Genomic DNA, 13225 nt, shown 5'->3' with positions numbered 1-13225 from the left:
CAAACGTATTGCTGCACACAGCAATCAAGGGGCAACAGTCAGTTGAGAGCGGGTCCACGACGAGGCCGTGGCACACATCCGCTGCAGAAAAAACACTGGTCAGGAAAGTTTTTGCCTTGCTAGCCACACTACTAATGCCCGAGCGCAGAGCAGGTAGTGACACTTCTTGTCACGGTTATCTCCGCCATCTCGTTCGCCGACTTGACCGTCGGCAATAACCCGACAAATCGGACAAGCCACGTGCATTTAACCAGGCTTCGGCTAGCTTGAATTGCCAGCTTCGCGGGACGAAAGGGGGCAACCCAAAGGGCCCCAGGGCGCGTGCCGAGTCGACTGTGCGAGCGCCCGGGTAGTGGTGAAACCAACCCCATGGCAGACGAATCCTCGCCCCGACTATCAAAAAGTCAGCGATGCCCGACAATCGAGTGTGATGCACTTAACAGTGCATGTTTCACATCGTCTGCGTATATGTTTCTTTTCAAAGTTAGATTGCGTCGCCATGAATTCGCCAGACGGGGGCCGTCACATGCAATAGACCGAACATTCGGCAGTCCCCCACCGATGCCAGGCTCCGCGTGAGATTGTAAGAGAGGCTGGCCGTGCAGAATGCCCTACCATTACTCACCAGCACCGATCCGAGATCGATTGCCCCGCAACACTTGCGCCCGGTCCCACCGGCACAGCAGCGCCGCAGAACCGGCCCGACGACCTGGGTGTGCGATCGACCCGAGGTCGGGGTGTACCTGCGGCGTCAGCGGGAAGCGCTGGGGCTGACCCAGGAAGAGCTAGCCGTCGCCGCGTTGACGACGGTGTCATCGTTGCGGAAGTGGGAGGCAGGTTTGCGTAATCCGAGCCCGGAAAGCTTGGTGGCGTGGTGCCGCGCGCTGGATCTACCGGACTGGTTGCAGCGCAAGGTGACCTCGCTCGTGCTGGCGGACCTCGACACCCTGCAAGTGGGCACCTGGCCGCCGGCTATCAGCGACGACGATCTGGACCATCTGGAAATGGTCACAGCACCGGCCTACTACCTCAGTTTCCCGAACCTGGACATCCTGGCGGCCAACAACGCCGCACGCCGGGCCGTGCCCAGCCTGATTCCGGCCGAACCCACCTCCTCGCGGCCCACCAACCTGGTCGAGTGGGTCATGACCCGACCCGCACGCGATTTGCTTGCCAACTGGGAGGCCGCCGCAACCCGCCTGGTGTTTCTTCTCCGTGTCATGGGACCGGGGCTGGTCTCACAGCAGCGGCTCGATGAGATCTTCAACTTCTGCTACGCGCAATCGCCCCGGGACTTCACACGGTTCTTCCACACTGATCTGACCAAGGAACAAACAAGCGCCGACCTGGTACTGGTCCGAAATCCGCACACCGGCGCCAACGACCAGTACACATACCGGTTCCTGCGCCCGGTCCAGACGATGCGCCCCTACGAGCAACTTCAGCTTGTCAGACGTCGCAAGCCGGTCGACTGATCAGCTGGCGATTGAGGTTCCCGTGGACCGCGGCGCGCAATACCTGCCGGCCCAACAGATATCGGCCTGTCCGGCGTAGATAAGACCGGACACGTTGCGCCAGCGCTTCTCCGCCCACTTCGTACCATCGTCGGGGATGAAGCGGTCGTGGTCCGGTGGAACCGAATCCATCGGATCCCAGCGATCCAGCATGCCGGTCATCGTGAAAGCATGTCCTACAGAGGAGCATTCGGCATGCGTGTTCAATCCAGGCAGCCGCCTGGAAGGTGCTCGGCTTGGCCACTTCCGAGACCCGTGTGGTCGGCGTGGAAGAGGCAAGAGCGAATACGTGCACTGACTGAAGCCAGACTGTGGAGTGGACAACCCGAACCGCCTGATGCGGAGAGCTTTACGCTGATTTCAATGGGTTACTGAAAGCCGAGATAGCCTCGGCCAGTTGGTTTTCGGACAGTAGCCGGAGATTCGATCAGCGCAGTCACTGGGGCGCTAGTTCCACAGACCAGCCACCGTGCCGGATCTGGTTCGGGTATCCGATGCTTCCTCATTCGCACGGTGAGTCGCGGCTTGGGGCGTTGCGCGGCAATGGGTTCGGCGATCGATTGTGATGAGATGACATACCCAGGTTGCGTCGGGCGGTCGAGAAAGAGCCAAGATGACGAGCGATGAGTACCCGCCCTGCCCGGGGCAGTACACCTACGAGCCGTTCGGGACGGGACAGCCGTATCCCGGCGGGCCCGCGACCGACAAGGCGACGCCGCCGAAAACTGTGACCTACGCCTTCTATTCGATGCTAGCCGGTGCGTCGCTCAGCCTGATCGGTCTGCTGTACAGCTTCACTCAGCTATCGCACGCACACCAGACAGCAGCCACCCATGGCAAGGGGCATTTCACCGACAGCCAACTCGATACGATTGTCACCGTCGCATACGTGCTCAGCACCGCCATCTCCCTGATCTCCATCGGGTTGTGGATCTGGATGGCCTTCGCGACCCGCGCCGGAAAGAACTGGGCACGCATCACCGGCAGCGTCCTGTTCGGCCTGAACACACTCAGCATGCTGGACACGGTGATCATCACGTCGAGCAGCACCACGCTCGACACCATCCTCGCCGTCTTGACCTGGCTAGTGGGCCTTGCCACCCTGATCCTGTTATGGATCAAGCAATCTGGCGCCTACTTCCGCCCCTCCCCGACTTACACGCCGTACGGTCCTGGCTTGCACCCGGAGGACCCCCAAGGCTTCTGACCCACCATCCGACAGCCCACATCCTCAGAGAATTCCCTCCAGCACCAGCGCGTAAGCAACAACCGGGATGATCGGACTGCGCGGCCTGTGGTGAGTTGGCCTCAGACCGCGACGGGCGACAGCGAGCGCGATCCTGCGCGCCGACGCCCCGGATGCGGCCTGGTCGTCGCGGTGCCCGAAGGCCGCCGCTCCCGCTACGAACTCGCTGACCCACGGATCGGGCGCGTACTCGACGACCTCACCGGTCTCGTGCTGGCCGTGGATCCGGCCTGCTGCCCGGCGTCGGGTTCCGAGGAGTGCTGCTGATGTCGCAGTCCCTGGGAATGCCGTCACTGCCCGCGGCACTCACGCTTGGGGCGTCACCGCAGCGAAAAGCGTTGCTGGCGCGACGGATCCGCTGGTTCGTCACGGCCACGATCACCTACAACGTCATCGAGGCCGTCATCGCGTTGAGTGAGGGCGCCCGCGCCTCCTCCACCGCGCTGATCGGGTTCGGTCTGGACTCGGTGATCGAGGTGTCCTCGGCGGCTGCGGTCGCGTGGCAGTTCGCCGGCCGCGATCCGGAGAAGCGGGAAAAGGCCGCGTTGCGGGTCATCGCGTTCTCGTTCTTCGCGCTGGGCGCCTACGCCAGCGTCGAGTCGATCCGCGGCTTGCTCGGCGTCGAGCAGGCCAGATTTCCCACTTGTTTCGTGTGCCACGGCGGACCTCTGCTCCGGGGTACTCGGCTTGGATCTATGCCGGGCGCTCCATGACCTCACCGATCGGCAGCCCGGAGGGAATGACGGCCAGCGGCTTGAGGTTCCCGCTTTCTCGGAGGGCTCACTGTGGTCCGATAGGACCGGAAGGAGTCATTCGTGGCAGCACCGAAGAAGTACCCAGATGAGTTGAAGGCGCGGGCCGTGCGGCTGTATCGGGAATCCGATCCGCAGCCAACAATCCGGAAACTGGCCGAGCAACAGCGCATCCAGAAGAAACTGGATTAGCGGGTAATCTCACCGTATTCTGTGGCATTGATTCTGGAACGTTATCCGATGCGATTGACGTTGTGTCGCTTGGATAAGTTCGCTGTGCAGGCGTCGCCGTTCGTTCAGATCCAGGGGTGTATATATTCCGTATCTGTAGCGCCTTTTGTGGACGGAGGCTCTAAAATTGCTAGTAGAGGATCGCCTGTTGGTGGTGTGAGATATTAGCAATCGGCGATGGGTTGATATAGCTTAGGACCTATAATTGCTGGATTCTTGTGTGATGTAACGCACAGATGCCTGTTGCCGGTTCGACTGCTGTTCTTTTTTGTGTCGTCATCTGGTTAGGGTGGCGATCATGACTCCTCCTGTCTCGAATACTTCCGCTGGGCTCGAAGGTGTTGTGGCATTCACAACAGAAATTGCTGAGCCCGACAAGAATGGGGGTGTTCTTCGTTATCGTGGGTTGGATGTAAACGATCTGATCGTTTCCGGAATCACCTTCGGCGACGTTTGGGCGCTGTTGGTTGACGGTAGGTTTGGCGACACGCTCATGGCCATGGAGCCGCTCGCGTTGGCATCTCCTTCCGGCGATATTCGTACGGACGTACAGGCTGGCCTGGCCATGCTCGCGCCGGCCTGCGGTTATCGGGCGCTGCTGGACATCGATTGTGACGCTGCACGTTCTCAACTGGCGGAATCGTCGGCGCGGGCATTGGCGTATGTGGCCGAGGCCGCCCGGGGAGACGGTCTCGCGGCGGTTCCTGATCATGTTTTGGACGGCTATGAGACTCTCACCTCGAAGTTCATGGCTCGATGGAAAGGGGAACCGGATCCCCAACACATCAAGGCGATCGACATGTACTGGGTGTCTGCCGCCGAGCACGGCATGAACGCGTCCACCTTTACGGCGCGAGTCATCGCCTCGACCGGCGCGGATGTGGCTGCGGCGTTGTCGGGCGCGGTCGGGGCGATGAGTGGTCCGCTGCACGGGGGCGCCCCTGCCCGGGTGTTGCCGATGATCGAGGCTGCGGAGACGACGGATCCGCGCGCTCTGGTGCGCGGCCTGTTGGATCGCAAGGAGCGGTTGATGGGCTTCGGGCATCGGGTGTACCGCGCGGAGGATCCGCGTGCCCGCATCCTCCGCGCCGCAGCGAAGGAGTTGGGCGCTCCACGCTATGAGGCCGCACTCGCGCTGGAGGATGCGGCATTGACGGAATTACGGGAACGCAGGCCAGATCATCCGATCGAAACCAACGTCGAATTTTGGGCAGCCGTGATTCTCGACTTCGCCGGTGTGCCGACGGAGATGATGCCCGCGATGTTCACCTGCGCGCGGACGGCGGGGTGGAGTGCCCATATTCTCGAACAACAGCGATTGGGTAAGCTGGTTCGTCCGGCGGCAGACTATCAAGGGGAATCGCCCCGAGGAATACGTGACGTCGAAGGGTGGGAATCCGTCGTTTCGTAGAACGTAGACATGGATTCCTGGACATAATCATAGATAGAGCGAGTTAATGCGCGACGAAAAAAGTCCGTGGCCACCACTATATGCGCTTGTCGTGGGGTTCTTCATGATCACCCTCGATATGACGATTGTCGCCGTGGCGAATCCGGCAATTCTGGTGGATCTGCATACAGACGTCAATGGTGTTATCTGGGTGACCAGTGCCTACCTGCTGAGCTATGTCGCTCCATTGCTGGTAGCCGGTCGAATGGGGGACCGGTTCGGGCCCAAGAATCTGTATCTGGCCGGGTTGGTGTTGTTCACACTAGCTTCCTTGGCGTGTGGTCTGGCTACCGGCATCAACGAGCTGATCGTCGCGCGTTCCTTCCAAGGCTTGGGTGCGGCGATCATGACACCGCAGACGATGACGGTCATCACCCGGACGTTCCCTCCCGACAAGCGTGGCCCGGCACTCGGCCTATGGGGCGGTGTCGCTGGACTCGCTTCGCTGGTTGGACCGGTGCTGGGCGGCTTCCTAGTGGATAGCCTGGGTTGGCAGTGGATCTTCCTTGTCAACGTTCCGATTGGACTCATCGGTTTGGTCCTTGCCGTGGTGCTCGTGCCGAGCTTCCCTCCCGGCGACAAACGCAACGACGTGGCCGGGGTGGTGCTCAGTTCGGCGGGAGTGTTGTTGCTGGTCTACGGAATTCAGCAGGGCAACAGCTACGACTGGTCGGCGCGTACGTGGTCCATCATCGTCTGTGGCCTCGTGGTGCTGGTGGCCTTCGTGCTGCATCAGGCCCGCGATGGCAACCGGGCACCACTGATGCCGCTCCGATTGTTCCGCGACCGCAACTTCGTGTTGTCTAATCTTGGCATCAGCATGATGGGCGCCTCGATCACCTGGCTGACGCTGTCGGGATTCCTCTACCTGCAGACCGTGCGTGAGATGTCGGCGATCAAGTCTGGTCTGGTGTTCGCCCCACTGGCGGTGATCACCGGAATGCTGGCCCCGCTCATGGGGAAGCTCGCCGATCGGCTCCACCCACGGGTGGTACCCGGTCTCGGGTTCGCTCTCTACGCTATTGCGATGCTGTGGTTCGCCGCGGTGCTGCGGCCCGACACCTCGGTGCCGATGCTCCTGATCCCCCTCACGGTGATGGGTGCGGCGAATTCCTGTATTTGGGCGCCGCTGCCGGCCATCGCCAACCGCAACCTCCCCCTGGAACTGGCTGGTGCGGGATCGGGCGTATACAACACGATCCGGCAGACCGGCGCAGTGCTCGGTAGCGCCGCGACGAGCGCTCTCATCACGACCTTGATGGTGTCCAAGGGTTTTCACGCCTTTGCGGCCACCGGTTCTGGGACGGGAACACAGCTGTCAGCCCAAGCCCGAGACGGGTTGTGCTCCGCAATCCGTGACTCCGCCTGGCTGCCGGTGCTGCTGCTGGCAGTCGGTGCGTTGGCGTCGGCGATGCTCGAACGTCAGGCGAGCGCTGCCGACGGTGAGACGTCGAGCGTGGACACCGGTCTGGAAGCCGGTGCCACGGCGTAGGCCCGGAACGACGTAATCGCTGCGGGAGATTCCGTCCGGGATCTCCCGCGGGTGTCTAGTTGCCGATTGAGAGTGGCCAGCCGCGCCGGTTGGAGGCGGCTAGCAGTAGTTTGGCTGGGGAGGCCGACTGTAATGCCATGAGGCCGAATCGTTCGCGGAGTTGCGGTGTGCCCTCGATGCGAGCCCACGACAGCGTTCGATCGGTTGTGGTGATCGAACGTGGTCGAAGCGACACCAGATCGGTCGAACTATGCAGGGCGTGCTGCACCAGGATCGGCTGGCTCATGTTCGCGTGGACCACTTCCGGAGACCAGCCGAGCGTCTCAAGTTGTGTCAGCAGGGCGCGGGTGCAGCCCTGATGCTGCTCGAGGTCGAACAGCAGGAGCCGGTGTGCTTGCAGATCATCGATGGACACGCTGGCCCGCGTCGCGAAGGGATGTTGTTTGCCGACCGCAATCCCCAGCTCCTCGTCGGCGATCTGCGCGATCAGCATGCGTGGATTCCGCAGTGGCAGACGAACGATCGCGAAGTCGAGCTCACCGTGTTCGAGCAGATTCGCCATTCGTTCGGGATCGGCTACTCGCAGGTCCAGCGAAGGAGGATGCGCGGAGCTGTGCGGCGATCCCGGGTGGCCGAGCAGGGCTTCGCGAACCGAGTCGACGAGCTCGAGGGTCATGCCGCTGCAGACGCTGATCGTGAACGACTGCCTACTGAGCGCCGCGGCCTCGGCGGCCGATTTGACCAAGGCCGGAACGCCTTCGATGGTCTCGAGGAATCGACGACCAGCAGCGGTCAGGCTCAGGCCCTGCGCTGTCCGATAGAAGAGATCGGCGCCGACACGCCTTTCGAGCTTGCGAAGCTGCTGACTCAGGCTCGGCTGCGCAATCCGCAACTCGCGCGCTGCCGCCGACACGCTTCCCTCCCGCGCGACCGTCAAGAAGTAGCGAAGATGCCGCATTGCGATTTCATCGATACCCTCAGTATCCGAACATGTCAGATTTGCAGGCAAGGGAAACCATCTCTTTCGCGTGCGAAATCGCAGGATAGCCCTCATGGGGTCCTGCGAGAATCTTGAAATAAATTTGCTTTTGGCAGCCGTGTAGATAGGTCGGCCTATGCAGAGAACCATCCCCGCGTTTGTATAAGGATCGGCACCGTGACGTCCGCCGATGTGAAGATTTTTGCAGCTACTGCTTGAGAACCCCCCGATTCGTACCCTCGTATGTGGAAAGGTAGCTAGTCGATCCAGTGATGTCCACTCACGCACGCGGTGACCCAGGTCACCGCCCCGGACTCAGCAGGCGCGCACGATCAAAGCGGGCGTCTTTGAAAAGGGTTGCAGCCCAACATATCTGCTGGTCATGGGTATTTTACGGGAAAAAGCTGCTAGATATTTGGGAAGGCTTACCTTTGCTAACTACTCACATTGTGTCGATGTGAGTTTACTTTTGCTTTACTTCCGATTGAGGGATTCATGTTTGGTGGATCGGCTGCGGGGGCATAGGCGGATCGGTATACCGGGTATCGATTATTAGTCTTGGAAACAATGACCGTCTCGATCGTATGCTCAACGAGACAGGCTCAAGGGTGTTGGTCGATGTTCTGGTGTCGGCATGGTGCTCCCACTATCTACGGAGTTGTTTGATGGCTGAAAACCTCGAGGCGCATCTGTTCGACGAGGTTTATCTCGACAATCCTCGGCCGCTGTATGTGAAAATGCGGGATCTGGGACGGATAGTTCAGAGCTCGGCATTTCCTCCCAATAAATATTGGCTGGTCACCGGTCACGACGAAGCTAATCGGATAGTCCGGAACCACAAGGCCTTCGGGAAGGCCGGCTACTGGGATCTGATGGAAGAACAGCTGGGGCCGGAAGGCCGTGCGCCGATCGCGATGCTGCGGAAGTGGATGTCGCAGCTCGACCCGCCGGACCATACTCCGATCAGGTCGGCGTTCGCGGCGACCTTCACGCCGCGAGCCATCCAGGACTTCGATCCCATTATCGAGGCCGTCGTCGCCGACGCGATGACAGCGATCCAGGGTGCCGATCAACCGGTCGATCTGATGCCGTCATTGGCCTACGAGGTCCCGATTCTGGTGATCTGCGAGATTCTCGGGGTACGCGGCGGTGACCGCGCCGCCTTCAAGCGCTGGTCCTCAGATCTGGTCCGGCTGTTCGAACCCGGGGTGTCGGCCGACGCTCTGCTCGAGTGCGGGCGAGCCGTCGAGAATTTCTCTGCTTATCTATCCGATCTCATCGACGACAGGCGGCGCGCGCCACGTAATGACATCACCTCGAAGCTGGTCCTCGGCAACCCGAATTTCAGAACCGACAGCGGCCGCCAAGCCCTGATCGCCAACCTCATGTTGCTGGTGTGGGCCGGCCACGAGACCACTATGAACTTGATCGGCAACGGGCTGTTGGCCTTCGCGCGCAACCCGCACGCAGTAGAGACGCTAGTGGCCGAACCCGATCTGATGCCCAACGCCATCGAGGAAGTGCTGCGCTACGAGGGCCCGATCCGGACTACCTCGCGTATCGCCCACGAACCGGTCGTCGTCGGCGACATGCAGATTTCTGAGGGCGACATGGTGGTGGTCCTGCAGCAGGCCGCGAACGGCGATCCGCTGGTCTTCGCCGACGGTGACCGATTCGACGTGCGCCGTGAGAATGCGAGGTCGCATCTCGGCTTCGGTGGCGGCATCCACTTCTGCCTGGGCGCCTCGCTCGCGCGGGCTGAAGCGTCGGTCGTATTCCGTGAATATTTCCGGCGATTCGGGGTCCCTCAGGTGGTCGACGAAAAGCCGGACTGGAACCGAAGCCTCTTCGTTCGCGGCCTGAACTCACTACGGGTCGCACTGTGACAATTATTCGCAAGGAGTGCCGATGGCACAGGTGAACCAAGACGATCGAAGCGCCGCAGACGTTTTCGACCCGTTCACGCAAGACTTTCTGCGCGATCCGTATCCCCACTATCACAAGCTGCGAGCGCACTCGCCCATCTTCTTCCATCCCCAACTGAACGCGTGGTTGATCTCGGGATATCGCGAGCTCGACGACCTGCTGCGCTCGAACAATCTCGGGCGCGGCGATGAAATGCGCTTCTTCGGCAACTTCACCGAAGGCGGGGGAGTGGACCGGGTGTCGGTGGACTGGATCTTCTACAAAGACCCGCCGGACCACACGCGCCTGCGCCGGATCTTTGCACAAGCGTTCACTCCACGACGGGTCGAATCCCTGCGCGCCTACACCCGCGACGTGGTCGACAGCCTGCTCGACGACCTCGAACATGACAACAACTTCATCCGCGCAGTTGCCGACCGGCTGCCGGTGAAGGTCATCTGCCGCATGCTGGGCGTGCCCGAGAACCTCCATGACGCAGCGAAGGTCCGTTCCTCGGCGCTGGTGCCGCTGCTGGATCCCTTGATCTCGGACGCGCAGCTTGAGGCTGCCGAAGCTGCTTCCAGTTGGTTTCTCGAACTGTTCGGGCAAATTGTCGAGGAGAAGGCCCGACAGCCCGGGCACGATCTGATATCCGCGCTGCTGGAGGCAGAAGCCGACGGTGAGCGACTCACTCGCGCCGAGATTATCGGCAACGTGGTTTTCCTGTTCGCCGCCGGACACGAGACGACGACGAGCACGATTGGCAGCACTCTCGTCGCGCTGCTACGCAATCCCGACGAGTTGCAGCTGTTGCTGCAGCAGCCTGAGCTTGCTGCAGGAGCCATTGCCGAATCGGTGCGCTGGGATTCGCCCGTCCAGTACGTCGGGCGACTGGTCACTAAAGAGTTCACGTACGAAGGCGTGGAATTCGTTGCTGGACAACGGGTTATGGGAATGATCGGCGCAGCCAACCGCGACCCACGCCAGTTCCCCAACCCGGACCAGTACGCGATCACTCGTGACGAAGGCAAATCCATGGCTTTCGGTTCGGGCATCCACTTCTGTATGGGCGCGGCGCTCGCGCGCATGGAAGCCGAGATCGCGCTCGACCGCATCTTCACCCGCTATCCCCGAATCAGCTTGCTGTCAGAACCCGTACAGGGCGACCGCTTCGCCATGCGGTCGTATTCGATGCTGGAGGTCAAGACCAGATGACTGCGCTCAAGGAAACCGCAACACCGGTCGCGGCGACGCTCGCCGAAATCGACCGTGTCATCGACGAATCAGGTTACGTGAAGCACTCTTTCACCCGCTCGCTGCTGGGTGGTGACGTCAGCAGTGACGGCCTGCGCGACTGGGCGGTGCAGAAGTACTTCCAGACCTACGAACAAAATCGCGGCTTCTCTGCCATCCACTCGATCAGTCCGTACGAGGATGTGCGTCAGTGGCAGATGGGCCAGCTCATAGCCGAGGAGACCACCCTCGAGGACGGCAGTGACGCCCACTACCGGCTCATGGCCCGCTTCGCCCGCGCCATTGGCGCTCAGGACGCGGATTTCGACCGCGACCGTATGGCCCCGCAGGTGGGCCGGTTCATCGACTACATCATGAGTGTCTGCCGCGACAAGAACTTCGTATACGGTCTGCTCGCGTTCTATGTGAACGAACGTCAGACACCGGCCGCCGCTCAGAAGATGTTCGACCACCTGACCAGCACGCTCGGGATTAGCGACCACGACGCCGAATGGTTCTCGGTGCACGGTGAGGTCGACGTCCACCACTCCGAGGGCGCGCGCAAGCTCATCGCCAAATATGCCACAGAGGCACCGGAGTTCGAGACCGAAGCACTGGTCGTGGTGCGCGAAGGCATCGCGCAGTGGCAAGCACTGCAGGACTTTTACTATGGGGTCGCTACCGGTGCCATCGCCGTGCAGACCAGCGACAGCGGAGCAGCGCGATGACGCTCACCGCATGGATCGACAGCCCGGTCACCGATCGAGGGCTCAGCTTCTGGAAAGGCGAGCGCTGGGAGCGGTTCACCTACGCCGAACTCGCCGCGGGCGTGCGCGCAAAGGCCGCTGAATTCCGAAGCGCCGGAGTGGGATCCGGCGAAGTCGTCCCCGTGGTGCTGGGACAGAGCCCGGAATTCATTCTCAGCTTCTTCGGTCTCCTCTGGGCCGGGGCCATCCCGACCGTGCTACCCGCGCCCAAGTCGCTCGGCGGCAGCAGCGGATATGCGCCGTTCATCGCCGGCATTGCTGGCGTGGGCGGCGTGCGACACTTCGTCGCCGAGCCGCGCTACCGCGAAACCCTAAGCGCTGCGTTCGATTCCTCAGGCCGTGTGGTGAAGGCTCTGGAACCGGGCTGGAGCTCTTGCGCCGGTTCGGTGGCGACCCCGAACACGGGTACCGCCATCATGCAGTTCACCTCGGGGTCGCGAGGAAACCCCAAGGGACTTCGCATTACCCATGACAACGTAGAAGCCAACCTCGCGATGATCCGCGAATGGCTGGCGCTCGGCGACCACGTCGGCGTCTCGTGGCTGCCGCTGTATCACGACATGGGGCTGATCGGCGGCATGCTGTCGCCGGTCACTGTTCAGGCAGAGCACAAGATGATGTCGCCCAGCGATTTCGTGCGCGAGCCGCTGCGCTGGCTACTCGAATACGGACGCCAACCCTTCGCCGTGATGTTCATGCCCAACTTCGGCTTCGAATGGGTGGTCAAGCGAGTGCAGCCCGAGCAGCTGAAAGGCTGCGACTTCTCCTCGCTTCGTTCGGTGATCAGTGGCGCGGAACGCGTGCAACTGGATTCGATTTCACAATTCGGCGCGCTCCTCGAGCCCCACGGCTTCAAGTTCACCGCACTCACCCCGGCCTATGGGCTGGCGGAAGGCACCCTGGCCGTCACTGGTGTGAGGCCCGGCCAGATCACTCGCGCCGTTGACCTCGGCCGCACCGCCGTGCCGTTCGGCAGTCGCGTGGCGATCGGTCAGGAGGCCGAGATCAGTGGTGCACAACCACTTCGGGCCGGATGGCTGGTCAGCTGCGGCACACCACTGGCAGGGGTAGAGCTGAGCATTCGCGACCTGCAGCAGCAACCCATGACTGAGCGATCGGTTGGTGAAGTGTGGGTGCGCGCCGAATCGGTCGCGCAGTCCTACTCCACCGAAGATGGCTCGCTCGACACCGATCGAGTCGACGGCTGGCTGCGGACCGGAGATAGCGGATTCGTGCACGACGACGAACTGTATGTGGTGGGTCGCATCGGCGATTCGATCAAGGTCCGCGGTGAGTCCATCCACATGGAGGACCTCGAAGGCCAGCTGGTGGACATCCTGCGGCCCAGCCTGTTTCGGCGGTCGTGCGTGGTTGGCTCCGCATCAGGAGAGCAGCCGGTGGTGGCGGTGGCGACGGAGTTCGCCCTTGAACCTGCCGAGCGCGACACCATCGAGGAGATCCTGACCGGCATCCTCGGCGATGCCGCGGAATTGCGGTGGCTGCAGCTGGATCCGGGTGAGTTGCCGATGACCACCAGCGGAAAGCCTCGACGGCGCGAAGTGTGGTTGCGTCACGCTGCTGCGGTCGTGTCGCCGACGTTGAATGCCGGGTGAATCGTGCGTATATCCGTGCATGCTGTCCTGCTGCGGTGCGAAT

The 13225-nt window shown here is 61.7% G+C and carries 11 protein-coding genes and 2 pseudogenes; 11 read left to right on the top strand and 2 right to left on the bottom strand.

Annotated elements, in window-relative coordinates:
- Positions 1 to 713: 713 nt before the first annotated feature.
- Positions 714 to 1475 carry a helix-turn-helix domain-containing protein gene (locus JWN03_RS25955; protein WP_297620270.1) on the top strand — a complete coding sequence of 254 codons (762 nt, stop codon included), beginning with the start codon at positions 714 to 716 and terminating at the stop codon, positions 1473 to 1475.
- Here JWN03_RS25955 and JWN03_RS25950 read toward each other — a convergent pair whose 3' ends face one another.
- Complete coding sequence (locus tag JWN03_RS25950; protein WP_297620268.1) at positions 1476 to 1676, bottom strand: hypothetical protein; 201 nt, start codon at positions 1674 to 1676, stop codon at positions 1476 to 1478.
- Positions 1677 to 2127: 451 nt separating this feature from the next.
- Between JWN03_RS25950 and JWN03_RS25945 the strand changes: the two genes are divergently transcribed.
- The 6 genes and pseudogenes from JWN03_RS25945 to JWN03_RS25920 all read left to right on the top strand — a co-directional run bounded on the left by JWN03_RS25945 (position 2128) and on the right by JWN03_RS25920 (position 6685).
- Complete coding sequence (locus JWN03_RS25945; RefSeq protein WP_297620265.1) at positions 2128 to 2721, top strand: hypothetical protein; 594 nt, start codon at positions 2128 to 2130, stop codon at positions 2719 to 2721.
- A 150-nt stretch (positions 2722 to 2871) separates the two neighbouring features.
- Positions 2872 to 3027, top strand: a pseudogene (locus JWN03_RS25940) (transcriptional regulator); the annotation flags it as partial.
- Positions 3027 to 3461: pseudogene (locus tag JWN03_RS25935) on the top strand (hypothetical protein); the annotation flags it as partial. The pseudogenes JWN03_RS25940 and JWN03_RS25935, both read left to right, overlap by 1 nt.
- Positions 3462 to 3575: 114 nt before the next feature.
- Positions 3576 to 3704 carry a hypothetical protein gene (locus JWN03_RS25930; protein ID WP_297620262.1) on the top strand — a complete coding sequence of 43 codons (129 nt, stop codon included), beginning with the start codon at positions 3576 to 3578 and terminating at the stop codon, positions 3702 to 3704.
- Positions 3705 to 4041: 337 nt separating this feature from the next.
- Entirely contained in the window at positions 4042 to 5154 is a 1113-nt protein-coding gene (locus tag JWN03_RS25925) for a citrate synthase 2 (protein ID WP_297620260.1), read from the top strand.
- Positions 5155 to 5200: 46 nt separating this feature from the next.
- Complete coding sequence (locus JWN03_RS25920) at positions 5201 to 6685, top strand: DHA2 family efflux MFS transporter permease subunit (protein WP_297620257.1); 1485 nt, start codon at positions 5201 to 5203, stop codon at positions 6683 to 6685.
- 55 nt (positions 6686 to 6740) lie between these two features.
- On the opposite strand, the gene JWN03_RS25915 is transcribed toward JWN03_RS25920, so the two are convergent.
- A complete protein-coding gene (locus JWN03_RS25915; protein ID WP_297620254.1) occupies positions 6741 to 7643 on the bottom strand; it encodes a LysR family transcriptional regulator in 903 nt (300 codons plus the stop codon).
- Positions 7644 to 8329: 686 nt separating this feature from the next.
- On the opposite strand from JWN03_RS25915, the gene JWN03_RS25910 reads away from it, so the two are divergent.
- The 4 genes from JWN03_RS25910 to JWN03_RS25895 are packed head-to-tail and all read left to right on the top strand — an operon-like array spanning position 8330 to position 13182.
- Entirely contained in the window at positions 8330 to 9550 is a 1221-nt protein-coding gene (locus tag JWN03_RS25910) for a cytochrome P450 (RefSeq protein ID WP_297620251.1), read from the top strand.
- 22 nt (positions 9551 to 9572) lie between these two features.
- On the top strand, positions 9573 to 10784 hold the full coding sequence (locus JWN03_RS25905) for a cytochrome P450 (RefSeq protein WP_297620248.1): 1212 nt from the start codon (positions 9573 to 9575) through the stop codon (positions 10782 to 10784).
- Positions 10781 to 11530 carry a TenA family transcriptional regulator gene (locus JWN03_RS25900; protein ID WP_297620246.1) on the top strand — a complete coding sequence of 250 codons (750 nt, stop codon included), beginning with the start codon at positions 10781 to 10783 and terminating at the stop codon, positions 11528 to 11530. Before JWN03_RS25905 ends, JWN03_RS25900 begins: the two co-directional genes overlap by 4 nt.
- Complete coding sequence (locus tag JWN03_RS25895; protein ID WP_297620243.1) at positions 11527 to 13182, top strand: AMP-binding protein; 1656 nt, start codon at positions 11527 to 11529, stop codon at positions 13180 to 13182. Before JWN03_RS25900 ends, JWN03_RS25895 begins: the two co-directional genes overlap by 4 nt.
- The last annotated feature ends 43 nt before the right edge of the window (positions 13183 to 13225 follow it).

The organism is Nocardia sp. (assembly GCF_025465275.1).
Classification (GTDB): Bacteria; Actinomycetota; Actinomycetes; order Mycobacteriales; family Mycobacteriaceae; genus Nocardia.
Note: the sequence above shows the minus strand (reverse complement) of the source record. Positions and strands in the feature narration are given on the sequence as shown.

Bases quoted from the DNA above. Each gene is read 5' to 3' on its own strand.
- JWN03_RS25945 (WP_297620265.1), top strand. From the start codon at position 2,128: ATGACGAGCGATGAGTACCCGCCCTGCCCGGGGCAGTACACCTACGAG.
- JWN03_RS25900 (WP_297620246.1), top strand. From the start codon at position 10,781: ATGACTGCGCTCAAGGAAACCGCAACACCGGTCGCGGCGACGCTCGCC.
- JWN03_RS25910 (WP_297620251.1), top strand. From the start codon at position 8,330: ATGGCTGAAAACCTCGAGGCGCATCTGTTCGACGAGGTTTATCTCGAC.
- JWN03_RS25950 (WP_297620268.1), bottom strand. From the start codon at position 1,676: ATGACCGGCATGCTGGATCGCTGGGATCCGATGGATTCGGTTCCACCG.
- JWN03_RS25905 (WP_297620248.1), top strand. From the start codon at position 9,573: ATGGCACAGGTGAACCAAGACGATCGAAGCGCCGCAGACGTTTTCGAC.
- JWN03_RS25895 (WP_297620243.1), top strand. From the start codon at position 11,527: ATGACGCTCACCGCATGGATCGACAGCCCGGTCACCGATCGAGGGCTC.
- JWN03_RS25920 (WP_297620257.1), top strand. From the start codon at position 5,201: ATGCGCGACGAAAAAAGTCCGTGGCCACCACTATATGCGCTTGTCGTG.
- JWN03_RS25925 (WP_297620260.1), top strand. From the start codon at position 4,042: ATGACTCCTCCTGTCTCGAATACTTCCGCTGGGCTCGAAGGTGTTGTG.
- JWN03_RS25915 (WP_297620254.1), bottom strand. From the start codon at position 7,643: ATGCGGCATCTTCGCTACTTCTTGACGGTCGCGCGGGAGGGAAGCGTG.